The organism is Enterobacter sp. K510 (assembly GCF_055804875.1).
Genome location: NZ_JBNRLQ010000017.1, coordinates 19,334 through 40,659 on the forward strand (window position 1 = coordinate 19,334; position 21,326 = coordinate 40,659).

A 21,326-nucleotide genomic window follows, 5' to 3' on the forward strand; every position below is an offset into this window, starting at 1 on the left:
AGCCATGCCACGTTCTCTCAAGAAAGGTCCTTTTATTGACCTGCACTTGCTGAAGAAGGTAGAGAAAGCGGTGGAAAGCGGTGACAAGAAGCCCCTGCGCACTTGGTCCCGTCGTTCAACGATCTTTCCAAACATGATCGGTTTGACCATCGCTGTCCATAATGGTCGTCAGCACGTTCCGGTATTTGTTTCCGACGAAATGGTCGGTCACAAACTGGGTGAATTTGCACCGACACGTACTTATCGCGGTCACGCGGCTGATAAAAAAGCCAAGAAGAAATAAGTAGGAGGAAGAGATGGAAACTTTAGCTCAACATCGCCACGCTCGTTCTTCTGCTCAAAAGGTTCGCCTGGTGGCAGACCTGATCCGCGGTAAGAAAGTGTCGCAGGCCCTGGACATTTTGACCTACACCAACAAGAAAGCGGCTGTACTGGTCAAGAAGGTTCTGGAATCTGCCATTGCTAACGCTGAACACAACGATGGCGCTGACATTGACGATCTGAAAGTTGCGAAAATTTTCGTAGACGAAGGCCCAAGCATGAAGCGCATTATGCCGCGTGCGAAAGGTCGTGCAGATCGCATCCTGAAGCGCACCAGCCACATTACTGTGGTTGTGTCCGATCGCTGAGACTCTGGAGACTAGCAATGGGTCAGAAAGTACATCCTAATGGTATTCGCCTGGGTATTGTAAAACCATGGAACTCTACCTGGTTTGCGAACACCAAAGAATTCGCTGACAACCTGGACAGCGATTTTAAAGTTCGTCAGTACCTTACTAAGGAACTGGCGAAGGCGTCCGTATCTCGTATCGTTATCGAGCGTCCGGCTAAGAGCATCCGTGTAACTATTCACACTGCTCGCCCGGGTATCGTTATCGGTAAGAAAGGCGAAGACGTCGAAAAACTGCGTAAGGTCGTAGCGGATATCGCTGGCGTTCCTGCACAGATCAATATCGCCGAAGTCCGTAAACCGGAACTGGACGCTAAATTGGTTGCTGACAGCATCACTTCACAGCTGGAACGTCGCGTTATGTTCCGTCGTGCTATGAAGCGTGCTGTACAGAACGCAATGCGTCTGGGCGCTAAAGGTATCAAAGTTGAAGTTAGCGGCCGTCTGGGCGGCGCGGAAATCGCACGTACCGAATGGTACCGTGAAGGTCGCGTTCCGCTGCACACTCTGCGTGCTGACATCGACTACAACACCTCTGAAGCGCACACCACTTATGGTGTAATCGGCGTTAAAGTGTGGATCTTCAAAGGTGAGATCCTGGGTGGTATGGCTGCTGTTGAACAACCGGAAAAACCGGCTGCTCAACCTAAAAAGCAGCAGCGTAAAGGCCGGAAATAAGGAGCGTCGCTGATGTTACAACCAAAGCGTACAAAATTCCGTAAAGTGCACAAAGGCCGCAACCGTGGTCTGGCGCAGGGTACGGATGTTAGCTTCGGCACTTTCGGTCTGAAAGCTGTTGGCCGTGGTCGTCTGACTGCACGTCAGATCGAAGCAGCACGTCGTGCTATGACCCGTGCAGTTAAGCGTCAAGGTAAGATCTGGATCCGTGTATTCCCGGACAAACCGATCACCGAAAAGCCGCTCGAAGTGCGTATGGGTAAAGGTAAAGGTAACGTGGAGTATTGGGTTGCCTTGATTCAGCCAGGTAAAGTCCTGTACGAAATGGACGGTGTGTCTGAAGAGCTGGCCCGTGAAGCATTCAAGCTGGCAGCAGCGAAACTGCCGATTAAAACCACCTTTGTAACTAAGACGGTGATGTAATGAAAGCAAAAGAGCTGCGTGAGAAGAGTGTTGAAGAGCTGAACACCGAGCTGCTGAACCTGCTGCGTGAGCAGTTCAACCTGCGTATGCAGGCAGCCAGTGGCCAGCTGCAACAGTCTCACCTGTTGAAGCAAGTGCGTCGTGATGTCGCACGCGTTAAGACTTTACTGACTGAGAAGGCGGGTGCGTAATGACCGATAAAATCCGTACTCTGCAAGGTCGCGTTGTTAGCGATAAAATGGAGAAATCCATCGTTGTTGCTATCGAACGTTTTGTGAAACACCCGATCTACGGTAAATTCATCAAGCGTACGACCAAACTGCACGTACATGACGAGAACAACGAATGCGGTACTGGTGACGTGGTTGAAATCCGCGAATGCCGTCCGCTGTCCAAGACTAAGTCCTGGACGCTGGTTCGCGTTGTAGAGAAAGCGATTCTGTAATACAGTACGCGTTCTCAACGATAAACGGTCCAGAAATGGGCCGTTTATTTTTTCTACCCATATCTAAGAAGCGGTGTTATAATGCCGCGCCCCCGATATGGGGCTTTTTAACGACCCGAGATTTGGGTCCCAAAGTAGTAGTTGACATTAGCGGAGCACTGAAATGATCCAAGAACAGACTATGCTGACCGTCGCCGACAACTCCGGTGCACGTCGCGTAATGTGTATCAAGGTTCTGGGTGGCTCGCACCGTCGCTACGCAGGCGTAGGCGACATCATCAAGATCACCATCAAAGAAGCAATTCCGCGTGGTAAGGTCAAAAAAGGTGATGTGCTGAAGGCGGTAGTGGTGCGCACCAGGAAGGGTGTTCGTCGCCCGGACGGTTCTGTCATTCGCTTCGATGGTAATGCATGCGTTATTTTAAACAATAACAGTGAGCAGCCTATCGGTACGCGTATTTTTGGGCCGGTAACTCGTGAACTTCGTACTGAAAAGTTCATGAAAATTATCTCTCTGGCACCAGAAGTACTCTAAGGAGCGAATCATGGCAGCTAAAATCCGTCGTGATGACGAAGTTATCGTGTTAACCGGTAAAGATAAAGGTAAGCGCGGTAAAGTAAAAAATGTCCTGTCTTCCGGCAAGGTCATCGTTGAAGGTATCAACCTGGTTAAGAAACACCAGAAGCCGGTTCCGGCTCTGAACCAACCAGGCGGCATCGTAGAGAAAGAAGCAGCTATTCAGATCTCTAACCTTGCTATCTTCAATGCGGCAACCGGCAAGGCTGACCGTGTAGGCTTTAGATTCGAAGACGGCAAAAAAGTCCGTTTCTTCAAGTCTAACAGCGAAACTATCAAGTAATTTGGAGTAGTACGATGGCGAAACTGCATGATTACTACAAAGACGAAGTAGTTAAAAAACTCATGACTGAGTTTAGCTACAATTCTGTCATGCAAGTCCCTCGGGTCGAGAAGATCACCCTGAACATGGGTGTTGGTGAAGCGATCGCTGACAAGAAACTGCTGGATAACGCAGCAGCTGACCTGGCAGCAATCTCCGGTCAAAAACCGTTTATCACCAAAGCACGCAAATCTGTTGCAGGCTTCAAAATCCGTCAGGGCTATCCGATCGGCTGTAAAGTAACTCTGCGTGGCGAACGCATGTGGGAGTTCTTTGAGCGCCTGATCACTATTGCTGTACCGCGTATCCGTGACTTCCGTGGCTTGTCCGCTAAGTCTTTCGACGGTCGTGGTAACTACAGCATGGGTGTCCGTGAGCAGATCATCTTCCCAGAAATCGATTACGACAAAGTCGATCGCGTCCGTGGTTTGGATATTACCATTACCACTACTGCGAAATCTGATGAAGAAGGCCGTGCTCTGCTGGCTGCCTTTGACTTCCCGTTCCGCAAGTAAGGTAGGGTTACTGAATGGCTAAGCAATCAATGAAAGCACGCGAAGTAAAACGCGTAGCTTTAGCTGATAAATTCTTCGCTAAACGCGCTGAACTGAAAGCTATCATCTCTGATGTGAACGCAACCGACGAAGATCGTTGGAATGCAGTTCTGAAGCTGCAGACTCTGCCGCGTGATTCCAGCCCGTCTCGTCAGCGTAACCGCTGCCGTCAAACTGGTCGTCCGCACGCTTTCCTGCGGAAGTTCGGGTTGAGCCGTATTAAGGTCCGTGAAGCCGCTATGCGCGGTGAAATTCCGGGTCTGAAAAAGGCTAGCTGGTAATTGTCACCAATTGAATCACGGGAGTAAAGACAGATGAGCATGCAAGATCCGATCGCGGATATGCTGACCCGTATCCGTAACGGTCAGGCCGCGAACAAAGTTGCGGTCACCATGCCTTCCTCCAAGCTGAAAGTGGCAATCGCCAACGTGCTGAAGGAAGAAGGTTTTATTGAAGAATTTAAAGTTGAAGGCGACACCAAGCCGGAACTGGAACTGACTCTTAAGTATTTCCAGGGTAAAGCTGTTGTAGAAAGCATTCAGCGTGTCAGCCGCCCAGGTCTGCGCATCTATAAGAAAAAAGATGAGCTGCCGAAGGTTATGGCCGGCATGGGTATCGCAGTTGTTTCTACCTCTAAAGGTGTTATGACTGATCGTGCAGCGCGCCAGGCTGGTCTTGGTGGCGAAATTATCTGCTACGTAGCCTAATCGGAGGAAAAAATGTCTCGTGTTGCTAAAGCACCGGTCGTTGTTCCTGCCGGCGTTGATGTAAAAATCAACGGTCAGGTTATTACGATCAAAGGTAAAAACGGCGAGCTGACTCGTACTCTCAACGATGCTGTTGAAGTGAATCATGCAGATAATGCTCTGACCTTCGGTCCGCGTGCTGGTTTCGTGGATGGATGGGCTCAGGCTGGTACCGCGCGTGCCCTGCTGAACTCAATGGTTATCGGTGTTACCGAAGGCTTCACTAAGAAGCTGCAGCTGGTTGGTGTAGGTTATCGCGCAGCGGTTAAAGGCAATGCAGTAAACCTGTCTCTGGGTTTCTCGCATCCTGTTGACCATCAGCTGCCAGCGGGGATCACCGCAGAATGTCCGACTCAGACTGAAATCGTGCTGAAAGGCGCTGATAAACAGCTGATCGGTCAGGTTGCAGCGGATCTGCGCGCCTACCGTCGTCCTGAGCCTTATAAAGGCAAGGGTGTTCGTTACGCCGACGAAGTCGTGCGTACCAAAGAGGCTAAGAAGAAGTAAGGTAACACTATGGATAAGAAATCTGCTCGTATCCGTCGTGCGACCCGCGCACGCCGCAAGCTCCAGGAGCTGGGTGCAACTCGCCTGGTGGTACATCGTACCCCGCGTCATATTTACGCACAGGTAATTGCACCGAACGGTTCTGAAGTTCTGGTAGCTGCTTCTACTGTAGAAAAAGCTATCGCTGAACAATTGAAGTACACCGGTAACAAAGACGCTGCTGCAGCTGTGGGTAAAGCTGTTGCCGAACGCGCTCTGGAAAAAGGCATCAAAGATGTTTCCTTTGACCGTTCCGGGTTCCAATATCATGGTCGTGTCCAGGCACTGGCAGATGCTGCCCGTGAAGCTGGCCTTCAGTTCTAAGGTAGAGGTGTAAGATGGCTCACATCGAAAAACAGGCTGGCGAACTGCAGGAAAAGCTGATCGCGGTTAACCGCGTATCTAAAACCGTTAAAGGTGGTCGTATTTTCTCCTTCACAGCTCTGACTGTTGTTGGCGATGGTAACGGTCGCGTTGGTTTTGGTTACGGTAAAGCGCGTGAAGTTCCAGCAGCGATCCAGAAAGCGATGGAAAAAGCCCGTCGCAATATGATTAACGTCGCGCTGAACCACGGCACCCTGCAGCACCCGGTTAAAGGTGTTCACACGGGTTCTCGTGTATTCATGCAGCCGGCTTCAGAAGGTACCGGTATTATTGCCGGTGGTGCAATGCGCGCCGTTCTGGAAGTCGCTGGAGTTCATAACGTTCTGGCTAAAGCATATGGTTCCACCAACCCGATCAACGTGGTTCGTGCAACTATTGATGGCCTGGAAAATATGAATTCTCCAGAAATGGTCGCTGCCAAGCGTGGTAAATCCGTTGAAGAAATTCTGGGGTAATTGACCATGGCAAAGACTATTAAAATCACTCAAACCCGCAGTGCAATCGGTCGTCTGCCGAAACACAAGGCAACGCTGCTTGGCCTGGGTCTGCGTCGTATTGGTCATACCGTTGAGCGCGAGGATACTCCCGCTGTTCGTGGTATGGTCAACGCGGTTTCCTTCATGGTTAAAGTTGAGGAGTAAGAGATGCGTTTAAATACTCTGTCTCCGGCCGAAGGCTCTAAGAAGGCGGGTAAACGCCTTGGTCGTGGTATCGGTTCTGGCCTCGGTAAAACCGGCGGTCGTGGTCACAAAGGTCAGAACTCTCGTTCTGGTGGTGGCGTACGTCGTGGTTTCGAGGGTGGTCAGATGCCTCTGTACCGTCGTCTGCCGAAGTTCGGCTTCACTTCTCGTAAAGCGATGATCACGGCAGAAGTTCGTCTGTCCGATCTGGCTAAAGTAGAAGGCGGCGTTGTAGACCTGAATACGCTGAAAGCAGCAAACATTATCGGTATCCAGATCGAGTTCGCGAAAGTGATCCTGGCTGGTGAAGTTTCAACTCCGGTAACTGTTCGTGGCCTGCGTGTTTCTAAGGGCGCTCGTGCTGCTATCGAAGCTGCTGGCGGTAAAATCGAGGAATAAGTAGCAGATGGCTAAACAACCGGGATTAGATTTTCAAAGTGCCAAAGGTGGCTTAGGCGAGCTGAAACGCAGACTGCTGTTTGTAATCGGCGCGCTGATTGTGTTCCGCATTGGCTCTTTCATTCCGATCCCTGGTATTGATGCCACTGTACTTGCCAAACTGCTTGAACAACAGCGAGGCACCATCATTGAAATGTTTAACATGTTCTCTGGTGGTGCACTCAGCCGTGCTTCAATCTTTGCTCTGGGTATTATGCCGTATATTTCGGCGTCGATTATTATCCAGCTGTTGACGGTCGTTCACCCGACCCTCGCAGAAATGAAGAAAGAAGGGGAGTCTGGTCGTCGTAAGATCAGCCAGTACACCCGCTACGGTACTCTGGTGTTGGCGATATTCCAGTCGATCGGTATTGCTACCGGTCTGCCGAATATGCCTGGTATGCAAGGTCTGGTAATCAATCCAGGCTTTGCATTCTATTTCGCTGCTGTTGTAAGTCTGGTCACAGGAACCATGTTCCTGATGTGGCTCGGCGAACAGATCACTGAACGCGGTATCGGTAACGGTATCTCAATCATTATCTTCGCTGGTATCGTTGCGGGACTCCCGCCAGCCATTGCCCATACGATCGAGCAAGCGCGTCAAGGCGACCTGCACTTCCTCCTGTTGCTGTTGGTTGCAGTATTAGTATTTGCAGTGACGTTCTTTGTTGTTTTCGTTGAACGTGGTCAACGCCGCATTGTGGTAAACTACGCGAAACGTCAGCAGGGTCGTCGTGTCTATGCTGCACAGAGCACACATTTACCGTTGAAAGTGAATATGGCAGGGGTTATCCCGGCAATCTTCGCTTCCAGCATTATTCTGTTCCCGGCGACCATCGCGTCATGGTTCGGGGGCGGTACCGGTTGGAACTGGCTGACAACAATTTCGCTGTATTTGCAGCCAGGGCAACCGCTTTATGTGTTACTCTATGCGTCTGCAATCATCTTCTTCTGTTTCTTCTATACGGCGTTGGTTTTCAACCCGCGAGAAACAGCAGATAACCTGAAGAAGTCCGGTGCATTTGTACCAGGAATTCGTCCGGGAGAGCAAACGGCGAAGTATATCGATAAAGTAATGACACGTCTGACCCTGGTCGGCGCGCTCTATATTACTTTTATCTGCCTGATCCCGGAGTTCATGCGTGACGCAATGAAAGTACCGTTCTACTTTGGTGGGACCTCACTGCTTATCGTTGTTGTTGTGATTATGGACTTTATGGCTCAAGTGCAAACTCTGATGATGTCCAGTCAGTACGAGTCTGCATTGAAGAAGGCGAACCTTAAAGGCTATGGCCGCTAAAGGTCGCTCGAGAAGTTACGGAGAGTAAAAATGAAAGTTCGTGCTTCCGTCAAGAAATTATGCCGTAACTGCAAAATCGTTAAGCGTGATGGCGTCATCCGCGTGATTTGCAGTGCCGAGCCGAAGCATAAACAGCGCCAAGGCTGATTAATTCGCATATTTTTCTTGCAAAGTTGGGTTGAGCTGGCTAGATTAGCCAGCCAATCTTTTGTATGTCTGTGCGTATCCATTTGAGTATCCTGAAAACGGGCTTTTCAGCATGGTGCGTACATATTAAATAGTAGGAGTGCATAGTGGCCCGTATAGCAGGCATTAACATTCCTGATCAAAAACACGCTGTGATCGCGTTAACCTCGATCTACGGTGTCGGCAAGACCCGTTCTAAAGCCATTCTGGCTTCTGCGGGTATCGCTGAAGATGTTAAGATCAGTGAGCTGTCTGAAGAACAAATCGACACGCTGCGTGACGAAGTTGCCAAATTTGTCGTTGAAGGTGATCTGCGCCGTGAAGTTAGCATGAGCATCAAGCGCCTGATGGATCTTGGTTGCTACCGCGGTTTGCGTCATCGTCGTGGTCTGCCTGTGCGCGGTCAGCGTACTAAGACCAACGCACGTACCCGTAAGGGTCCGCGCAAACCGATCAAGAAATAATCGGGGTGATTGAATAATGGCAAAGGCACCAGTTCGTGCACGTAAGCGTGTAAGAAAACAAGTCTCTGACGGCGTGGCTCATGTCCATGCTTCTTTCAACAACACAATCGTTACTATTACTGATCGTCAGGGTAACGCTTTGGGTTGGGCAACAGCCGGTGGTTCCGGTTTCCGTGGTTCTCGCAAATCCACTCCGTTTGCAGCTCAGGTTGCAGCTGAGCGTTGCGCTGACGCCGTGAAAGAATACGGTATCAAGAATCTGGAAGTTATGGTCAAGGGACCGGGTCCGGGTCGCGAATCTACCATTCGTGCTCTGAACGCCGCTGGTTTCCGCATCACTAATATTACTGATGTGACTCCGATCCCTCACAACGGTTGTCGTCCGCCGAAAAAACGTCGCGTATAACGCTCGTTTTTAGGAATGTTGGAGAAAGAAAATGGCAAGATATTTGGGTCCTAAGCTCAAGCTGAGCCGTCGCGAGGGCACAGACCTGTTCCTGAAGTCTGGCGTTCGCGCGATTGATACCAAGTGTAAGATTGAACAAGCTCCTGGCCAGCACGGTGCGCGTAAACCGCGTCTGTCTGACTATGGTGTACAGTTGCGTGAAAAGCAAAAAGTTCGCCGTATCTACGGTGTGCTTGAGCGTCAGTTCCGTAACTACTATAAAGAAGCAGCACGTCTGAAAGGCAACACCGGTGAAAACCTGTTGGCTCTGCTGGAAGGTCGTCTGGACAACGTTGTATACCGTATGGGCTTCGGCGCCACTCGTGCTGAAGCACGTCAGCTGGTTAGCCACAAGGCTATCATGGTAAACGGTCGTGTTGTTAACATCGCTTCTTATCAGGTTAGCCCGAATGATGTGGTTAGTATCCGTGAGAAAGCGAAAAAGCAATCTCGCGTGAAAGCCGCTCTGGAGCTGGCTGAGCAGCGTGAAAAGCCAACCTGGCTGGAAGTTGATGGTGGCAAGATGGAAGGTACGTTTAAGCGTAAGCCTGAGCGTTCTGATCTGTCTGCGGACATTAACGAACACCTGATCGTCGAGCTTTACTCCAAGTAAAGCTTAGTACCAAAGAGAGGACACAATGCAGGGTTCTGTGACAGAGTTTCTAAAACCGCGCCTGGTAGATATCGAGCAAGTGAGTTCGACGCACGCCAAGGTGACCCTTGAGCCTTTAGAGCGTGGCTTTGGCCATACTCTGGGTAACGCACTGCGCCGTATTCTGCTCTCATCGATGCCGGGTTGCGCGGTGACCGAAGTTGAGATTGATGGTGTACTTCATGAGTACAGCACCAAAGAGGGTGTTCAGGAGGATATCCTGGAAATCCTGCTCAACCTGAAAGGGCTGGCGGTGAGAGTTCAAGGTAAAGATGAAGTTATTCTTACCCTGAATAAATCTGGCATTGGCCCTGTGACTGCAGCCGACATTACCCATGATGGTGATGTCGAAATCGTCAAGCCGCAGCACGTGATCTGCCACCTGACCGATGAGAACGCGTCTATTAGCATGCGTATCAAAGTTCAGCGCGGTCGTGGTTATGTGCCGGCTTCTGCCCGAATTCATTCGGAAGAAGATGAGCGCCCAATCGGCCGTCTGCTGGTCGACGCATGTTACAGCCCTGTAGAGCGTATTGCCTACAATGTTGAAGCAGCGCGTGTAGAACAGCGTACCGACCTGGACAAGCTGGTCATCGAAATGGAAACCAACGGCACAATCGATCCTGAAGAGGCGATTCGTCGTGCGGCAACCATCCTGGCAGAACAACTGGAAGCTTTCGTTGACTTACGTGATGTACGTCAGCCGGAAGTGAAAGAAGAGAAACCAGAATTCGATCCGATCCTGCTGCGCCCTGTTGACGATCTGGAATTGACTGTCCGCTCTGCTAACTGCCTCAAAGCAGAAGCTATCCACTATATCGGTGATCTGGTACAGCGTACCGAGGTTGAGCTGCTTAAAACGCCTAACCTTGGTAAAAAATCTCTTACTGAGATTAAAGACGTGCTGGCTTCCCGTGGTTTGTCTCTGGGCATGCGCCTGGAAAACTGGCCACCGGCAAGCATCGCTGACGAGTAACCGGATCACAGGTTAAGGTTTTACTGAGAAGGATAAGGTCATGCGCCATCGTAAGAGTGGTCGTCAACTGAACCGCAACAGCAGCCATCGCCAGGCTATGTTCCGCAACATGGCAGGTTCACTGGTTCGTCATGAGATCATCAAGACGACCCTGCCTAAAGCGAAAGAGCTGCGTCGCGTAGTTGAGCCGCTGATTACTCTTGCCAAGACTGATAGCGTAGCTAATCGTCGTCTGGCATTCGCCCGTACTCGTGATAACGAGATCGTGGCAAAACTGTTTAACGAGCTGGGCCCGCGTTTCGCGAGCCGCGCCGGTGGTTACACTCGCATTATGAAGTGTGGCTTCCGTGCAGGCGACAACGCGCCGATGGCATACATCGAGCTGGTTGATCGCTCTGAATCGAAAGCAGAAGCTGCTGCAGAGTAATCTGCAGTAATATAGAAAAACCCGCTTCGGCGGGTTTTTTTATTTCCGTCCCGCCCCCTTTATCACCCCTCCCTTTAATGCCTTCACAAATGCCTTTCTGATTTTATTCGTTACCCTGTGCGGGTATGCTTAAAATTTGCCATAACTGCATGAGGAGCTCTTATGTATCGCATTGGAGAACTGGCCAGACTGGCTGAGGTGACCCCTGATACCATCCGTTATTATGAAAAGCAGCAAATGATGGATCACGAAGTGCGCACCCAGGGCGGTTTTCGCCTTTATACCGATAACGATCTTCAGCGTCTGAAGTTTATACGTCATGCCCGGCAACTGGGATTCACCCTGGAGTCGATTCGGGAGCTTTTGTCGATACGCGTTGATCCTGAGCACCACACCTGCCAGGAATCAAAAAGTATCGTACAAGCCAGGCTAAGCGAAGTTGAAGAGCGGATAGAAGAGTTACAAACTATGCGGCGCTCTTTGCAGCGACTAAACGATGCCTGCTGCGGTACTGCCCATAGCAGCGTCTATTGTTCGATCCTTGAAGCCCTGGAGCAGGGAAGTGGCAGTAAAACTGAGGCAGTTGATCTTTAGCAAAGTCAGATCTACACTCGCCACGTTTTATATAACATTCCGGAGAAAATATGAGTCGCTATCAGCACCAGAAAGGGCAGATTAACGATAACGCCCTGGAAGCATTACTCCATGATCCGCTGTTTCGTCAGCGTATTGAGAAAAACAAGAAAGGCAAAGGCAGTTATCTGCGAAAAGCGAAACATGCAAAACGGAGTGGTCAGGAGGCCAGTGGCAAGAGAGTGAAGCACTTTTTTGCCACTGGCCTTCTTGTTTCCGTCGTCTGTTAAAGACCGGGACGGCTGTTTTGCTCTTTCAGTAAATCACGGATTTCCGTTAACAGTACTTCTTCTTTGGAAGGCGCAGGCGGTGCTTTTGGCTCTTCCTCTTTCTTCCGATGAAGTCTATTGATCAGTTTGATCGCCAGGAAAATAGCGAACGCCACGATCAGAAAATCAAAAATATTCTGAATAAACACGCCGTAATGCATCACTACCGCAGGAATATCGCCCTGCGCTTCACGTAGCGTAAATGCAAACTGTTTAAAATCAATCCCGCCAATCAACAGGCCCAGGGGTGGCATGATGATGTCAGCCACCAGAGAAGAGACAATTTTACCGAATGCCGCACCAATGATGACACCCACTGCCAGGTCGATTACATTCCCGCGCATCGCAAACGCGCGAAACTCTTTTAACATGCTCATTTTATTCTCCTTATCACCGCAGACCCACCTAAGTCTAACAAAGCTCCCTTTATTTTCCATGTAAGCAGGACAATTGAGTTAAATTACTAACCCTTTATAAATGAAGGGATTAAATAAAAAAGGCGCTATTTTTAGCGCCTTTAAAAGATTACAGGAAGAAGGGACTGGGCTGGAATAGTCTTTCAACGTCAGAAATAAACTTCTTATCTGTCAGGAACATAATAACGTGATCGCCCTGCTCAATGCGTAAATTGTCATTAGCGATCATGACATCATTGCCGCGCACGACCGCGCCAATAATGGTACCGGGAGGAAGTTTAATATCATCGATCACTCTGCCCACCACGCGAGATGTACTTTCGTCACCATGCGCCACGGCTTCAATGGCTTCAGCCACGCCGCGGCGTAGTGAGGAGACGCCGACAATATCGGCTTTACGGACGTGACTGAGCAGGGCAGAGATAGTGGCTTCCTGCGGTGAGATCGCAATGTCGATCACACTACCCTGTACCAGATCCACATAGGCGCGGCGCTGGATCAATACCATCACTTTTTTCGCCCCCATGCGTTTTGCCAGCATGGCAGACATGATATTTGCTTCATCATCGTTGGTGACGGCAATAAAGAGATCCACCTGATCGATATGCTCTTCCGCCAGCAACTCCTGATCCGACGCATCACCATAGAAGACGATGGTGTTTTGCAGCTTTTCCGCCAGCTCAGCGGCGCGCTTTTGATCGCGCTCGATCAGTTTCACGCTGTAGTCTTTTTCCAGCTGACGCGCGAGACCCGCCCCCACATTGCCACCACCAACCAGCATGATGCGTTTGTAAGGCTTTTCAAGACGCTGAAGCTCACTCATTACCGCGCGTATATGCTGCGAAGCGGCGATAAAGAAGACCTCATCACCTGCTTCAACGATGGTTGATCCCTGCGGCCTGATAGGACGGTCATGACGAAAAATTGCCGCGACACGCGTATCGATATGCGGCATGTGTTCGCGCATGGTGGACAACGCATTGCCGACCAGCGGCCCGCCATAATAAGCTTTTACCACCGCCAGGCTGACCTTGCCTTCGGCAAAATTCACGACCTGCAACGCGCCCGGGTATTCAATCAGACGGTGAATGCTGTCGATGACCAGTTGCTCAGGAGCAATCAGGTGATCGATAGGAACCGCCTCGGTGTGAAAGAGCTTATCAGCATCACGGATATAATCAGGTGAACGAATACGCGCGATGCGGTTAGGCGTATTGAAAAGGGAATAAGCGACCTGGCAGGCAACCATATTGGTTTCATCAGAGCTGGTCACAGCGACGAGCATATCGGCATCATCGGCCCCTGCTTCCCGCAGAACGCGCGGATGCGAGCCATGACCCTGCACCACGCGCAGATCAAACTTGTCCTGCAGGTTATGCAGCCTGTCACCGTTAATATCAACAATAGTAATATCGTTGTTCTCACCGACCAGGTTTTCTGCCAGCGTGCCGCCAACCTGTCCGGCACCCAGAATGATAATCTTCATCAGTTGCGGCCCGTCATTTCAGTCACTGTTTGATTAGCTTAGCGTAATAGAAGCCATCGCCGTCTTCCAGACCCGGCAGATTCTGCTTGCCAGGATTGTCAGGCGTGCCGGTGACGCTGAGTGTTGCTCCAGGCGTGCGCGCCAGGAACGCGGCGATTTGCTGACTGTTCTCTTCCGGCAATACGGAACAAGTCGCATAGACCAGCGTGCCGCCAGGCTTAAGGTGCGGCCAGATGGCATCAAGAATTTCCGCCTGTAACTGAGCAAGCTCGGCAATATCGCGATCGCGACGTAGCCATTTAATGTCGGGATGACGGCGGATAACCCCTGTCGCCGAACACGGCGCATCCAGCAGGATACGATCAAACTGCTGCTCACCGCACCACTGGGCCGGGAAACGCCCGTCGCCCTGTTTCACCTGCGCTTTCATGCCCAGACGTTTCAGGTTGTCGTAAACGCGCGACAGGCGTTTTTCATCGACATCAACCGCCAGCACCTGAGCGTCAGGCGCCACTTCAAGAATATGCGTCGTTTTGCCGCCAGGCGCCGCGCACAGATCGAGAATGTGCTCACCGTTTTCAGGCTCAAGAAAAGTCATGCATCCCTGGGCCGACGCATCCTGTACGGTCACCCAGCCTTCTTCGAAGCCTGGCAGGGTATGAACAGGGGCAGGGTTCTCAAGACGCACCGCATCCGGATAGTCTGGATGCGTAAAACCTTGCTGCCCTGTTTCTTCCAGTAAGGCCAGCCAGGCATCGCGTGAGTGGTGATTGCGATTCACGCGCAGCCACATCGGTGGACGCTGGTTATTAGCTTCGACAATAGCTTCCCACTGCTGCGGATACGCTTTACGCAGGCGGGTCAGCAACCACTCCGGATGGAGAAAGCGGCTCTCGCTGGAAGCGAATTCGGCCAGCAACGTTTCCTGCTGACGCTGGAACTGACGCAGCACGCCGTTAATCAGGCCTTTTAGCTGTGGTCTTTTTATCGCCACGGCCCCTTCAACGGTTTCCGCAAGCGCGGCATGCGGCGGGATCCGGGTATGCAGGAGCTGGTAAAACCCTACCATGATCAGATAATGAATGGTGCGTTGCTTTCCGGTCATCGGGCGTGACATCAATTTATTGATCAGCCACTCCATCTGCGACAGGGTACGCAGAACGCCAAAACACAACTCCTGAAGCAGGGCTTTATCTTTATCGGATACTTTTTGCTGTAACAGTGGCAGGACATTGCTGAGGGACTGGCCTTTTTCAACGACCTGTTCGATAGCCTGGGCTGCCATGCTGCGTAAATTAATATTTTTTTTCATAGCCACAAAATAAAAATGCCCGGTAACCCCGGGCTTGAGACGTGATGCTCGTCAGGCAAGACGATGTCCGGGAACAAACCATTCCCGGCGGGAGTTGAGCAGGTCTTGCGCGCTCATTGCTTTTTTACCGGCCGGTTGCAGCGATTCTATATTCAGAATACCGTCGCCCGTAGCGACCTGGATGCCCTGTTTAGTGGCGTCCACAATTGTGCCCGGCCCGGCGGTAGTCTCAGAATGGATAACTGACGCTTTCCAGATTTTCAGCGGCTGGCCGTCGATTTCAAGCCAGCTCATCGGCCATGGATTGAACGCGCGGATACAGCGCTCAAGTTGCACGGCAGGCAGGGACCAGTCCATGCGAGCTTCCTCTTTGCTGAGTTTCTCCGCATAGGTTACCTGCGCTTCATCCTGTACCTGCGGTTGGGCTGTGCCACCCGCCAGCTGTGCAAGGGTTTCAATCAGGCCGGCAGGCCCTAACCCTGCAAGCTTATCGTACAGCGTCGCGCTGGTATCTTCGGCCGTGATTGGGCAGACAAGCTTATGCAGCATATCGCCCGTATCCAGGCCGACGTCCATTTGCATGATCGTGACGCCGGTTTCCGCATCGCCTGCCCAAAGCGCGCGCTGTATTGGCGCCGCTCCGCGCCAGCGGGGAAGCAGTGAACCGTGAACGTTAATGCAGCCCAGACGGGGCATATCCAGCACGGCTTTGGGCAGAATCAGACCATAGGCCACTACAACCATCACATCTGCGTGTAATTCGGCGACCAGGTGCTGGTTTTCCTGCGGACGTAAAGACGCTGGCTGAAACACCGGTAAACCGTTCTCTTCCGCCAGCACTTTTACCGGGCTCGGCATCAGCTTTTTGCCGCGTCCGGCCGGGCGATCCGGTTGGGTAAATACGCCAACGACGTTATGTTCGGATGACAACAGGGCGTCAAGATGACGCGCTGCAAAGTCAGGTGTACCCGCAAAAATAATACGTAGTGAATCTGACACGTTGATTCTTATCCTTAAGCCCGTGCGTTCAGGCGGTCGAGTTTCTCAACTTTCTGACGAATACGTTTTTGCTTCAGCGGCGACAGGTAATCGATAAACAGCTTACCGACCAGGTGATCCATTTCATGCTGAATACAGATCGCCAGCAGGCCATCCGCTTCCAGCTCAAACGGCTTACCGTCTCTGTCGAGCGCGCGAATTTTTACTTTCTCTGCACGCGGCACCAGAGCGCGCTGCTCCGGGATCGACAGGCAGCCTTCCTCAATACCGGTTTCGCCACTTTTTTCCAGCAGTTCCGGATTGATCAACACCAGGCGACCATCGCGATTCTCGGAGACGTCAATAACGATAATGCGCTGATGAATATCAACCTGCGTTGCGGCGAGGCCAATACCCTCTTCGGCATACATGGTATCGAACATATCATCAACGATACGCTGAATGTCTGCATTCACTTCTTTTACCGGTTCAGCGACTTTGCGAAGACGCTCGTCCGGGATATGTAACACGTGCAAAACTGCCATAAATTTCCAGAGTTGTGTTCAGGAGTAGAAAAGATTATTCCTCCTATTCTAGACAAATCCCCCTCTGATTGACAGCATCAGTGACCAATCGCAAAGATTGCTGAGGCTGCCTGTGGCAAGGGGAAAGGATGACTCTGACAGAGATTTGGTTGCGCCTGATTTACGTAGGGGATCTGTATGGCGACAAGATGCTTAACGTCGCGCATTCTTTATTGCAGAACCCGGCTATCACGACCCCGACATTAAGTCACGCTGGCCTGACCCCACAGCAGATCGCAAAATTTCAGGCGCTGGCTGCGGGTGACATTGAACGCAGCCTGGCGTGGCTTACGGCTCCCGACCACCATCTGTTGCTGGCCACTGATGCCGCTTACCCGCCGCAGCTAAGAGCCATCAGCGATTACCCCGGCGCGCTCTTTGTCGAAGGGGATATCGGCGTACTGAAGTCGCAGCAACTGGGTGTCGTCGGTAGCCGGGCCCACTCATGGTATGGCGAGCGATGGGGCCGTCAGTTCTGTGAACAGCTTGTGCGTTATGGCGTGACCATTACCAGTGGTCTGGCTCTGGGAATCGACAGCATTGCCCATCGCGCAGCGCTTAACGGCAAAGGTAAAACGGTGGCGGTACTGGGAAACGGTTTACACAGCGTTTATCCAAAGCGGCATCGCGCGCTTGCCGACGGCATCCTTAATGCTGGCGGCGCGCTGGTTTCAGAGTTCCCTTTATCTGCGGTGCCCTGGCCGGGGAACTTCCCGCGACGAAACCGCATTATTAGTGGACTAAGCCGCGGCGTGCTGGTGGTGGAAGCGGCGCTGAAAAGCGGTTCGCTGGTCACGGCACGTTGCGCGCTGGATCAAGGACGTGAGGTTTTTGCTCTGCCAGGCCCATTGGGCAACCCTGGCTGTGAAGGACCGCATAGTCTTATCAGGCAGGGGGCAATGCTGGTGACATCGCCTGAGGAGATTCTGGAAAGTTTGCAATATGGGCTACATTGGGTGCCAGATCACAGCGATAAGCTAATTAATTCTTCAGAACCGGATAACGCGGCATTGCCATTTCCTGAGCTCCTGGCTAACGTAGGAGATGAGGTAACACCTGTTGACGTCGTCGCTGAACGTGCCGGCCAACCTGTGCCAGTGATTGTGGCTCAGCTACTCGAACTGGAGTTAGCAGGATGGATCGCAGTTGTACCCGGCGGCTATGTCCGATTAAGGAGGGCAAGCCATGTTCGACGTACTAATGTATTTGTTTGAGACTTACATCCACAACGAAGCTGAATTGCGCGTGGATCAGGATAAACTGGAGTCAGATCTGACAGACGCTGGTTTTGATCGTGAGGACATCTACAACGCGTTATTGTGGCTGGAAAAGCTGGCTGATTATCAGGAAGGCCTCGCCGAACCGATGCAGCTCGCTTCAGACCCACTCTCTGTTCGTATTTATACTGCAGAAGAGTGTGAGAGGCTGGATGCCAGTTGCCGGGGATTCTTGTTATTCCTGGAGCAGATTCAGGTGCTAAACCTCGAAACGCGGGAAATGGTCATTGAACGCGTGCTGGCGCTGGATACCGCAGAGTTCGATCTGGAAGATCTAAAATGGGTCATTCTGATGGTACTGTTTAATATCCCCGGATGTGAAAACGCCTATCAGCAGATGGAAGAATTACTCTTTGAAGTGAATGAAGGTATGCTGCACTAAATCATCGTTGCAGCAGCAAGAGTTGTTATGGCCAAATCAGCACTGTTCTCGGTGCCTAATCAGGAGCCCTGTCCACAATGCGGGGCTCAGCTTGTTATTCGTTCCGGGAAGCACGGACCTTTCCTTGGTTGTTCCCTGTATCCGGAATGCGATTTTGTTCGTCCGCTAAAAAACCAGGCTGACGGTCATATCGTTAAAGTTCTGGAGGGGCAGCTTTGTCCTGTATGTGGCGCTGAGCTGGTGCTGCGTCAGGGGCGCTACGGCATGTTTATCGGCTGTAGTCAGTATCCCACTTGCGAACATACCGAACTGATCGATAAACCTGATGATACTGCCATTACCTGCCCGCAGTGTCAGACGGGGCATCTGGTGCAGCGTCGTTCCCGTTACGGCAAAACCTTCTACTCCTGCGATGGTTATCCTGACTGTCAGTTCGTTATCAATTTTAAACCGATAGCTGGCGAGTGTCCTGTCTGCCAGTATCCGTTACTCATCGAAAAGAAAACCGCGCAGGGCGTTAAACGCTTTTGCGCCAGTAAACAATGTGGAAAGCCGGTTCCGGCGGAATTAAACAGTGAAGAATAACCTGCAATCAGATCGCATCGCTGACGCGGTGGCGGTACTGAATAATAAAGAAGTCATCGCTTATCCTACAGAGGCTGTTTTTGGTGTCGGCTGCGATCCTGATAGTGAGATCGCGGTCCAGCGTCTGCTTGAGATAAAACAACGCCCGGTGGAAAAAGGTTTGATCCTTATCGCGGCGAATTTCGAACAGCTTAAACACTATATCGACGACAGCGCCCTGAATGAATCGCAGCGTGAGGCCGTCTTTGCCAGCTGGCCAGGTCCGGTGACATTCGTGTTCCCGGCGCGACCCACGACGCCGCGCTGGTTAACCGGCCGTTTTGATACGCTGGCTGTACGCGTTACCAATCATCCGCTGGTGGTGGCCTTATGCGAGGCCTACGGCAAACCGCTGGTTTCGACCAGCGCTAATCTGACGGGCTTACCGCCGTGCCGTACAACAGAAGAAGTACGCGCGCAGTTCGGTGATCATTTTCCGGTGGTGGAGGGCGAAACTGGCGGGCGTCAGAATCCTTCAGAAATACGTGACGCGCTGACCGGCGAGCGCTTCCGACAGGGGTAATATATGGAAAGCTATGCGGTATTCGGTAACCCGATCGCCCACAGTAAGTCTCCGTTTATTCATCAACAATTTGCGCAGCAGCTGCAAATTGATCACCCTTATGGTCGTGTGCTGGCGCCAGCAGATGATTTTGTGAATACCCTGAATGCGTTTTTTGCGGCGGGGGGGGAGGGGGCTAACATCACGGTCCCCTTTAAAGAAGAGGCGTTTGCCCGGGCCGATGAACTGACAGAGCGCGCAGCGCTGGCGGGCGCAGTGAATACCCTCAAGCGGCTGGAGGATGGCCGTTTGCTGGGGGATAACACCGATGGTACGGGCTTGTTGAGCGATCTTGAGCGGCTGGGCTTCATTAAGCCTGGTTTCCGTATTTTGCTGGCAGGCGCAGGCGGCGCTGCCCGTGGGGTTCTTCTCCCCTTACTGTCTCTGGATTGCCAGGTAACCATCACTAACCGTACTTTTGCGCGGGCTGAGGCGCTGGCAAACGTCTTCATGCATACCGGCAGCGTCAAGGCGGTGGCAATGGATCAATTAGGGGATCATGAATTTGATCTGATCATTAATGCGACATCCAGTGGCATTAGCGGCGAGATCCCCGCGATCCCGGAATCGCTGGTTCATCCGCATCTGTACTGTTATGACATGTTCTATCAGAAAGGAAATACGCCGTTTTTGAACTGGTGTGAGCATCATGGCGCAAAACAGTGCGCAGATGGAGTGGGTATGCTGGTGGCGCAGGCTGCTCATGCTGTTCTGTTATGGCACGGGGTGTTACCGGAAACTGAAGCGGTGATTAATCAGCTGAAGCAGGAAATAGCGCAATGAATCAGGCCATCCAGTTTCCGGATCGCGAAGAGTGGCATGCAGAATTGCAGGCGGTGTGCTTTCCCGTGCTGGTAAATGGTATGCAGCTTACCTGTGCAATAAAGGGCAGCTCGCTGGCGTATCGTTTTAAAGGCGATACGCCGGAACAGTGGTTGCAAAATTTTCAGGCTAACCGCTGGGATATTGAAGAAGAAGCTGAACAGCTGATCCACGATCAGCAAGAAGACGATCAGGGCTGGATCTGGTTACCCTGAGCCAGATAGTCGTCTTTCCATTTGACGTAGTTATTAGCTGAATATTGCAGTCCTTCGATTTCCGCCTCAGTTAAGGGGCGGATCTGTTTAACCGGACTGCCCAGATAGAGATAACCCGTTTCGAGCCGTTTGTTTTGCGGCACCAGGCTACCTGCCCCAATCATCACATCATCTTCCACAACAACGCCATCCAACAGAATCGATCCCATGCCGACCAGAACGCGATTGCCAATGGTGCACCCATGTAACATCACTTTATGCCCGACGGTGACGTCTTCGCCAATAGTCAGCGGATTACCCGCCGGGTTATAAGCAGACTTGTGCGTGACATGCAGCACGCTGCCGTCCTGAATATTAGTGCGTGCGCCTATCTCGACATGGTTCACGTCACCACGGATCGCGACAAGCGGCCAAATCCCCACATCATCAGCCATGCGGACGTCGCCAATGACGACGCTGGTGGCATCGATCATCACGCGTTGTCCCACTTTTGGGAAAAGATCCTTATAAGGACGTAAGACAGCAGACATATTTACCTCAGTACTTGCGAAGGATAATGATGACTTTGGGTCCATTATTCGCACGGCGCAAGCCTTTTACGCCTCAAAATTTGCGCAGATCGAACAGGATCACAGCGATAAGAGTGAAAAATCAGCACTCAGAAAAAAAGATCCAAAAAAGGCTTGTGCAAAAAAATGGGATCCCTATAATGCGCCTCCACTGACACGGAACAACGGCTTACAGGCCACCGGGTCAGGAGGTCTCCTCCGGGAAGGCCGCCAGAGAAAAGCGAAAATAAACGCTTGACTCTGAGGGAGGAAAGCGTAATATACGCCACCTCGCGACAGAGCGC

The 21,326-nt window shown here is 51.6% G+C and carries 37 protein-coding genes; 31 read left to right on the forward strand and 6 right to left on the reverse strand.

Annotated elements, in window-relative coordinates:
* The first annotated feature begins 4 nt into the window (after nt 1–4).
* From rpsS to ACQUTD_RS21275, 25 genes are all read left to right on the forward strand, one after another.
* A complete protein-coding gene (gene rpsS, locus ACQUTD_RS21155; protein ID WP_001138115.1) occupies nt 5–283 on the forward strand; it encodes a 30S ribosomal protein S19 in 279 nt (92 codons plus the stop codon).
* 13 nt (nt 284–296) lie between these two features.
* The gene (gene rplV / locus ACQUTD_RS21160; protein WP_002919773.1) at nt 297–629 is read left to right on the forward strand and encodes a 50S ribosomal protein L22; all 333 of its coding nucleotides are present in this window, start codon (nt 297–299) and stop codon (nt 627–629) included.
* Nucleotides 630–646: 17 nt separating this feature from the next.
* Nucleotides 647–1,348 (forward strand): 30S ribosomal protein S3, encoded by a 702-nt coding sequence (gene rpsC, locus ACQUTD_RS21165; protein WP_000529945.1) that lies wholly within the window; start codon nt 647–649, stop codon nt 1,346–1,348.
* A gap of 12 nt (nt 1,349–1,360) precedes the next feature.
* Nucleotides 1,361–1,771, forward strand: coding sequence for a 50S ribosomal protein L16 (rplP, locus tag ACQUTD_RS21170; protein ID WP_015962145.1), 411 nt, complete (start codon nt 1,361–1,363; stop codon nt 1,769–1,771).
* Nucleotides 1,771–1,962 carry a 50S ribosomal protein L29 gene (gene rpmC, locus ACQUTD_RS21175; protein WP_000644742.1) on the forward strand — a complete coding sequence of 64 codons (192 nt, stop codon included), beginning with the start codon at nt 1,771–1,773 and terminating at the stop codon, nt 1,960–1,962. The genes rplP and rpmC overlap by 1 nt, the downstream gene beginning before the upstream one ends.
* Nucleotides 1,962–2,216, forward strand: a complete 255-nt coding sequence (rpsQ, locus tag ACQUTD_RS21180) for a 30S ribosomal protein S17 (RefSeq protein WP_017460070.1) — start codon at nt 1,962–1,964, stop codon at nt 2,214–2,216. Before rpmC ends, rpsQ begins: the two co-directional genes overlap by 1 nt.
* 163 nt (nt 2,217–2,379) lie before the next feature.
* The gene (gene rplN / locus ACQUTD_RS21185) at nt 2,380–2,751 is read left to right on the forward strand and encodes a 50S ribosomal protein L14 (RefSeq protein WP_015960712.1); all 372 of its coding nucleotides are present in this window, start codon (nt 2,380–2,382) and stop codon (nt 2,749–2,751) included.
* Between the two features lie 10 nt (nt 2,752–2,761).
* Nucleotides 2,762–3,076 carry a 50S ribosomal protein L24 gene (gene rplX, locus ACQUTD_RS21190; protein ID WP_003031122.1) on the forward strand — a complete coding sequence of 105 codons (315 nt, stop codon included), beginning with the start codon at nt 2,762–2,764 and terminating at the stop codon, nt 3,074–3,076.
* Nucleotides 3,077–3,090: 14 nt separating this feature from the next.
* The gene (gene rplE / locus ACQUTD_RS21195; protein WP_072571571.1) at nt 3,091–3,630 is read left to right on the forward strand and encodes a 50S ribosomal protein L5; all 540 of its coding nucleotides are present in this window, start codon (nt 3,091–3,093) and stop codon (nt 3,628–3,630) included.
* Between the two features lie 14 nt (nt 3,631–3,644).
* Nucleotides 3,645–3,950, forward strand: a complete 306-nt coding sequence (rpsN, locus tag ACQUTD_RS21200) for a 30S ribosomal protein S14 (RefSeq protein ID WP_039076814.1) — start codon at nt 3,645–3,647, stop codon at nt 3,948–3,950.
* A gap of 33 nt (nt 3,951–3,983) precedes the next feature.
* Nucleotides 3,984–4,376 (forward strand): 30S ribosomal protein S8, encoded by a 393-nt coding sequence (gene rpsH / locus ACQUTD_RS21205; protein ID WP_072571570.1) that lies wholly within the window; start codon nt 3,984–3,986, stop codon nt 4,374–4,376.
* A gap of 12 nt (nt 4,377–4,388) precedes the next feature.
* Nucleotides 4,389–4,922, forward strand: a complete 534-nt coding sequence (gene rplF / locus ACQUTD_RS21210) for a 50S ribosomal protein L6 (RefSeq protein WP_072571569.1) — start codon at nt 4,389–4,391, stop codon at nt 4,920–4,922.
* A gap of 9 nt (nt 4,923–4,931) precedes the next feature.
* Nucleotides 4,932–5,285 (forward strand): 50S ribosomal protein L18, encoded by a 354-nt coding sequence (gene rplR, locus ACQUTD_RS21215; RefSeq protein WP_000358960.1) that lies wholly within the window; start codon nt 4,932–4,934, stop codon nt 5,283–5,285.
* 14 nt (nt 5,286–5,299) lie between these two features.
* Nucleotides 5,300–5,800, forward strand: coding sequence for a 30S ribosomal protein S5 (gene rpsE, locus ACQUTD_RS21220; RefSeq protein WP_002438697.1), 501 nt, complete (start codon nt 5,300–5,302; stop codon nt 5,798–5,800).
* Between the two features lie 6 nt (nt 5,801–5,806).
* A complete protein-coding gene (gene rpmD, locus ACQUTD_RS21225; RefSeq protein ID WP_001140434.1) occupies nt 5,807–5,986 on the forward strand; it encodes a 50S ribosomal protein L30 in 180 nt (59 codons plus the stop codon).
* A gap of 3 nt (nt 5,987–5,989) precedes the next feature.
* Complete coding sequence (rplO, locus tag ACQUTD_RS21230) at nt 5,990–6,424, forward strand: 50S ribosomal protein L15 (protein ID WP_072571568.1); 435 nt, start codon at nt 5,990–5,992, stop codon at nt 6,422–6,424.
* A gap of 7 nt (nt 6,425–6,431) precedes the next feature.
* Nucleotides 6,432–7,763: a preprotein translocase subunit SecY gene (secY, locus tag ACQUTD_RS21235; RefSeq protein ID WP_072571567.1), complete on the forward strand. Its 1,332-nt coding sequence runs from the start codon at nt 6,432–6,434 to the stop codon at nt 7,761–7,763.
* Nucleotides 7,764–7,793: 30 nt separating this feature from the next.
* The gene (gene rpmJ / locus ACQUTD_RS21240; RefSeq protein WP_000868187.1) at nt 7,794–7,910 is read left to right on the forward strand and encodes a 50S ribosomal protein L36; all 117 of its coding nucleotides are present in this window, start codon (nt 7,794–7,796) and stop codon (nt 7,908–7,910) included.
* Nucleotides 7,911–8,056: 146 nt separating this feature from the next.
* A complete protein-coding gene (gene rpsM, locus ACQUTD_RS21245) occupies nt 8,057–8,413 on the forward strand; it encodes a 30S ribosomal protein S13 (protein WP_042396003.1) in 357 nt (118 codons plus the stop codon).
* A gap of 16 nt (nt 8,414–8,429) precedes the next feature.
* Nucleotides 8,430–8,819 carry a 30S ribosomal protein S11 gene (gene rpsK, locus ACQUTD_RS21250; protein WP_034899652.1) on the forward strand — a complete coding sequence of 130 codons (390 nt, stop codon included), beginning with the start codon at nt 8,430–8,432 and terminating at the stop codon, nt 8,817–8,819.
* A 31-nt stretch (nt 8,820–8,850) separates the two neighbouring features.
* Entirely contained in the window at nt 8,851–9,471 is a 621-nt protein-coding gene (rpsD, locus tag ACQUTD_RS21255; protein ID WP_002438686.1) for a 30S ribosomal protein S4, read from the forward strand.
* Between the two features lie 25 nt (nt 9,472–9,496).
* Nucleotides 9,497–10,486: a DNA-directed RNA polymerase subunit alpha gene (locus ACQUTD_RS21260; RefSeq protein WP_002438685.1), complete on the forward strand. Its 990-nt coding sequence runs from the start codon at nt 9,497–9,499 to the stop codon at nt 10,484–10,486.
* A 40-nt stretch (nt 10,487–10,526) separates the two neighbouring features.
* Entirely contained in the window at nt 10,527–10,913 is a 387-nt protein-coding gene (gene rplQ, locus ACQUTD_RS21265) for a 50S ribosomal protein L17 (RefSeq protein ID WP_004106324.1), read from the forward strand.
* Nucleotides 10,914–11,075: 162 nt separating this feature from the next.
* On the forward strand, nt 11,076–11,507 hold the full coding sequence (gene zntR, locus ACQUTD_RS21270; RefSeq protein WP_318364930.1) for a Zn(2+)-responsive transcriptional regulator: 432 nt from the start codon (nt 11,076–11,078) through the stop codon (nt 11,505–11,507).
* A gap of 50 nt (nt 11,508–11,557) precedes the next feature.
* Nucleotides 11,558–11,776 (forward strand): alternative ribosome-rescue factor A, encoded by a 219-nt coding sequence (locus ACQUTD_RS21275; RefSeq protein WP_072571565.1) that lies wholly within the window; start codon nt 11,558–11,560, stop codon nt 11,774–11,776.
* On the opposite strand, the gene mscL is transcribed toward ACQUTD_RS21275, so the two are convergent.
* The 5 genes from mscL to def form a co-directional block, all read right to left on the reverse strand.
* A complete protein-coding gene (mscL, locus tag ACQUTD_RS21280) occupies nt 11,773–12,192 on the reverse strand; it encodes a large-conductance mechanosensitive channel protein MscL (protein WP_072571564.1) in 420 nt (139 codons plus the stop codon). The genes ACQUTD_RS21275 and mscL overlap by 4 nt on opposite strands.
* Before the next feature lie 148 nt (nt 12,193–12,340).
* Nucleotides 12,341–13,717 carry a Trk system potassium transporter TrkA gene (trkA, locus tag ACQUTD_RS21285; protein WP_072571563.1) on the reverse strand — a complete coding sequence of 459 codons (1,377 nt, stop codon included), beginning with the start codon at nt 13,715–13,717 and terminating at the stop codon, nt 12,341–12,343.
* Between the two features lie 22 nt (nt 13,718–13,739).
* Nucleotides 13,740–15,029, reverse strand: a complete 1,290-nt coding sequence (gene rsmB, locus ACQUTD_RS21290) for a 16S rRNA (cytosine(967)-C(5))-methyltransferase RsmB (protein WP_473277428.1) — start codon at nt 15,027–15,029, stop codon at nt 13,740–13,742.
* A 51-nt stretch (nt 15,030–15,080) separates the two neighbouring features.
* Nucleotides 15,081–16,028 carry a methionyl-tRNA formyltransferase gene (fmt, locus tag ACQUTD_RS21295; protein ID WP_473277424.1) on the reverse strand — a complete coding sequence of 316 codons (948 nt, stop codon included), beginning with the start codon at nt 16,026–16,028 and terminating at the stop codon, nt 15,081–15,083.
* Between the two features lie 14 nt (nt 16,029–16,042).
* A complete protein-coding gene (gene def / locus ACQUTD_RS21300; protein ID WP_072571560.1) occupies nt 16,043–16,552 on the reverse strand; it encodes a peptide deformylase in 510 nt (169 codons plus the stop codon).
* A gap of 128 nt (nt 16,553–16,680) precedes the next feature.
* On the opposite strand from def, the gene dprA reads away from it, so the two are divergent.
* The 6 genes from dprA to ACQUTD_RS21330 are packed head-to-tail and all read left to right on the forward strand — an operon-like array spanning nt 16,681 to nt 20,473.
* Nucleotides 16,681–17,805 (forward strand): DNA-protecting protein DprA, encoded by a 1,125-nt coding sequence (gene dprA / locus ACQUTD_RS21305; RefSeq protein WP_473277425.1) that lies wholly within the window; start codon nt 16,681–16,683, stop codon nt 17,803–17,805.
* Complete coding sequence (gene smg, locus ACQUTD_RS21310; protein ID WP_072571558.1) at nt 17,777–18,250, forward strand: DUF494 family protein Smg; 474 nt, start codon at nt 17,777–17,779, stop codon at nt 18,248–18,250. The genes dprA and smg overlap by 29 nt, the downstream gene beginning before the upstream one ends.
* Nucleotides 18,251–18,277: 27 nt before the next feature.
* On the forward strand, nt 18,278–18,835 hold the full coding sequence (locus tag ACQUTD_RS21315) for a DNA topoisomerase family protein (protein ID WP_072571557.1): 558 nt from the start codon (nt 18,278–18,280) through the stop codon (nt 18,833–18,835).
* Nucleotides 18,825–19,397: an L-threonylcarbamoyladenylate synthase type 1 TsaC gene (tsaC, locus tag ACQUTD_RS21320; protein ID WP_473277426.1), complete on the forward strand. Its 573-nt coding sequence runs from the start codon at nt 18,825–18,827 to the stop codon at nt 19,395–19,397. Before ACQUTD_RS21315 ends, tsaC begins: the two co-directional genes overlap by 11 nt.
* A 3-nt stretch (nt 19,398–19,400) precedes the next feature.
* The gene (aroE, locus tag ACQUTD_RS21325) at nt 19,401–20,219 is read left to right on the forward strand and encodes a shikimate dehydrogenase (RefSeq protein WP_473385750.1); all 819 of its coding nucleotides are present in this window, start codon (nt 19,401–19,403) and stop codon (nt 20,217–20,219) included.
* Nucleotides 20,216–20,473 (forward strand): DUF1488 family protein, encoded by a 258-nt coding sequence (locus tag ACQUTD_RS21330; RefSeq protein WP_318375188.1) that lies wholly within the window; start codon nt 20,216–20,218, stop codon nt 20,471–20,473. The genes aroE and ACQUTD_RS21330 overlap by 4 nt, the downstream gene beginning before the upstream one ends.
* Here the strand turns inward: ACQUTD_RS21330 and ACQUTD_RS21335 are convergent.
* Complete coding sequence (locus tag ACQUTD_RS21335) at nt 20,449–21,003, reverse strand: gamma carbonic anhydrase family protein (RefSeq protein WP_072571553.1); 555 nt, start codon at nt 21,001–21,003, stop codon at nt 20,449–20,451. The two genes, ACQUTD_RS21330 and ACQUTD_RS21335, sit on opposite strands and share 25 nt — an antisense overlap.
* Between the last annotated feature and the right edge of the window lie 323 nt (nt 21,004–21,326).

Bases quoted from the DNA above. Each gene is read 5' to 3' on its own strand.
- rpsS (WP_001138115.1), top strand. From the start codon at position 5: ATGCCACGTTCTCTCAAGAAAGGTCCTTTTATTGACCTGCACTTGCTG.
- rplV (WP_002919773.1), top strand. From the start codon at position 297: ATGGAAACTTTAGCTCAACATCGCCACGCTCGTTCTTCTGCTCAAAAG.
- rpsC (WP_000529945.1), top strand. From the start codon at position 647: ATGGGTCAGAAAGTACATCCTAATGGTATTCGCCTGGGTATTGTAAAA.
- rplP (WP_015962145.1), top strand. From the start codon at position 1,361: ATGTTACAACCAAAGCGTACAAAATTCCGTAAAGTGCACAAAGGCCGC.
- rpmC (WP_000644742.1), top strand. From the start codon at position 1,771: ATGAAAGCAAAAGAGCTGCGTGAGAAGAGTGTTGAAGAGCTGAACACC.
- rpsQ (WP_017460070.1), top strand. From the start codon at position 1,962: ATGACCGATAAAATCCGTACTCTGCAAGGTCGCGTTGTTAGCGATAAA.
- rplN (WP_015960712.1), top strand. From the start codon at position 2,380: ATGATCCAAGAACAGACTATGCTGACCGTCGCCGACAACTCCGGTGCA.
- rplX (WP_003031122.1), top strand. From the start codon at position 2,762: ATGGCAGCTAAAATCCGTCGTGATGACGAAGTTATCGTGTTAACCGGT.
- rplE (WP_072571571.1), top strand. From the start codon at position 3,091: ATGGCGAAACTGCATGATTACTACAAAGACGAAGTAGTTAAAAAACTC.
- rpsN (WP_039076814.1), top strand. From the start codon at position 3,645: ATGGCTAAGCAATCAATGAAAGCACGCGAAGTAAAACGCGTAGCTTTA.
- rpsH (WP_072571570.1), top strand. From the start codon at position 3,984: ATGAGCATGCAAGATCCGATCGCGGATATGCTGACCCGTATCCGTAAC.
- rplF (WP_072571569.1), top strand. From the start codon at position 4,389: ATGTCTCGTGTTGCTAAAGCACCGGTCGTTGTTCCTGCCGGCGTTGAT.
- rplR (WP_000358960.1), top strand. From the start codon at position 4,932: ATGGATAAGAAATCTGCTCGTATCCGTCGTGCGACCCGCGCACGCCGC.
- rpsE (WP_002438697.1), top strand. From the start codon at position 5,300: ATGGCTCACATCGAAAAACAGGCTGGCGAACTGCAGGAAAAGCTGATC.
- rpmD (WP_001140434.1), top strand. From the start codon at position 5,807: ATGGCAAAGACTATTAAAATCACTCAAACCCGCAGTGCAATCGGTCGT.
- rplO (WP_072571568.1), top strand. From the start codon at position 5,990: ATGCGTTTAAATACTCTGTCTCCGGCCGAAGGCTCTAAGAAGGCGGGT.
- secY (WP_072571567.1), top strand. From the start codon at position 6,432: ATGGCTAAACAACCGGGATTAGATTTTCAAAGTGCCAAAGGTGGCTTA.
- rpmJ (WP_000868187.1), top strand. From the start codon at position 7,794: ATGAAAGTTCGTGCTTCCGTCAAGAAATTATGCCGTAACTGCAAAATC.
- rpsK (WP_034899652.1), top strand. From the start codon at position 8,430: ATGGCAAAGGCACCAGTTCGTGCACGTAAGCGTGTAAGAAAACAAGTC.
- rpsD (WP_002438686.1), top strand. From the start codon at position 8,851: ATGGCAAGATATTTGGGTCCTAAGCTCAAGCTGAGCCGTCGCGAGGGC.
- ACQUTD_RS21260 (WP_002438685.1), top strand. From the start codon at position 9,497: ATGCAGGGTTCTGTGACAGAGTTTCTAAAACCGCGCCTGGTAGATATC.
- rplQ (WP_004106324.1), top strand. From the start codon at position 10,527: ATGCGCCATCGTAAGAGTGGTCGTCAACTGAACCGCAACAGCAGCCAT.
- zntR (WP_318364930.1), top strand. From the start codon at position 11,076: ATGTATCGCATTGGAGAACTGGCCAGACTGGCTGAGGTGACCCCTGAT.
- ACQUTD_RS21275 (WP_072571565.1), top strand. From the start codon at position 11,558: ATGAGTCGCTATCAGCACCAGAAAGGGCAGATTAACGATAACGCCCTG.
- mscL (WP_072571564.1), bottom strand. From the start codon at position 12,192: ATGAGCATGTTAAAAGAGTTTCGCGCGTTTGCGATGCGCGGGAATGTA.
- trkA (WP_072571563.1), bottom strand. From the start codon at position 13,717: ATGAAGATTATCATTCTGGGTGCCGGACAGGTTGGCGGCACGCTGGCA.
- rsmB (WP_473277428.1), bottom strand. From the start codon at position 15,029: ATGAAAAAAAATATTAATTTACGCAGCATGGCAGCCCAGGCTATCGAA.
- def (WP_072571560.1), bottom strand. From the start codon at position 16,552: ATGGCAGTTTTGCACGTGTTACATATCCCGGACGAGCGTCTTCGCAAA.
- dprA (WP_473277425.1), top strand. From the start codon at position 16,681: ATGACTCTGACAGAGATTTGGTTGCGCCTGATTTACGTAGGGGATCTG.
- smg (WP_072571558.1), top strand. From the start codon at position 17,777: ATGTTCGACGTACTAATGTATTTGTTTGAGACTTACATCCACAACGAA.
- ACQUTD_RS21315 (WP_072571557.1), top strand. From the start codon at position 18,278: ATGGCCAAATCAGCACTGTTCTCGGTGCCTAATCAGGAGCCCTGTCCA.
- aroE (WP_473385750.1), top strand. From the start codon at position 19,401: ATGGAAAGCTATGCGGTATTCGGTAACCCGATCGCCCACAGTAAGTCT.
- ACQUTD_RS21330 (WP_318375188.1), top strand. From the start codon at position 20,216: ATGAATCAGGCCATCCAGTTTCCGGATCGCGAAGAGTGGCATGCAGAA.
- ACQUTD_RS21335 (WP_072571553.1), bottom strand. From the start codon at position 21,003: ATGTCTGCTGTCTTACGTCCTTATAAGGATCTTTTCCCAAAAGTGGGA.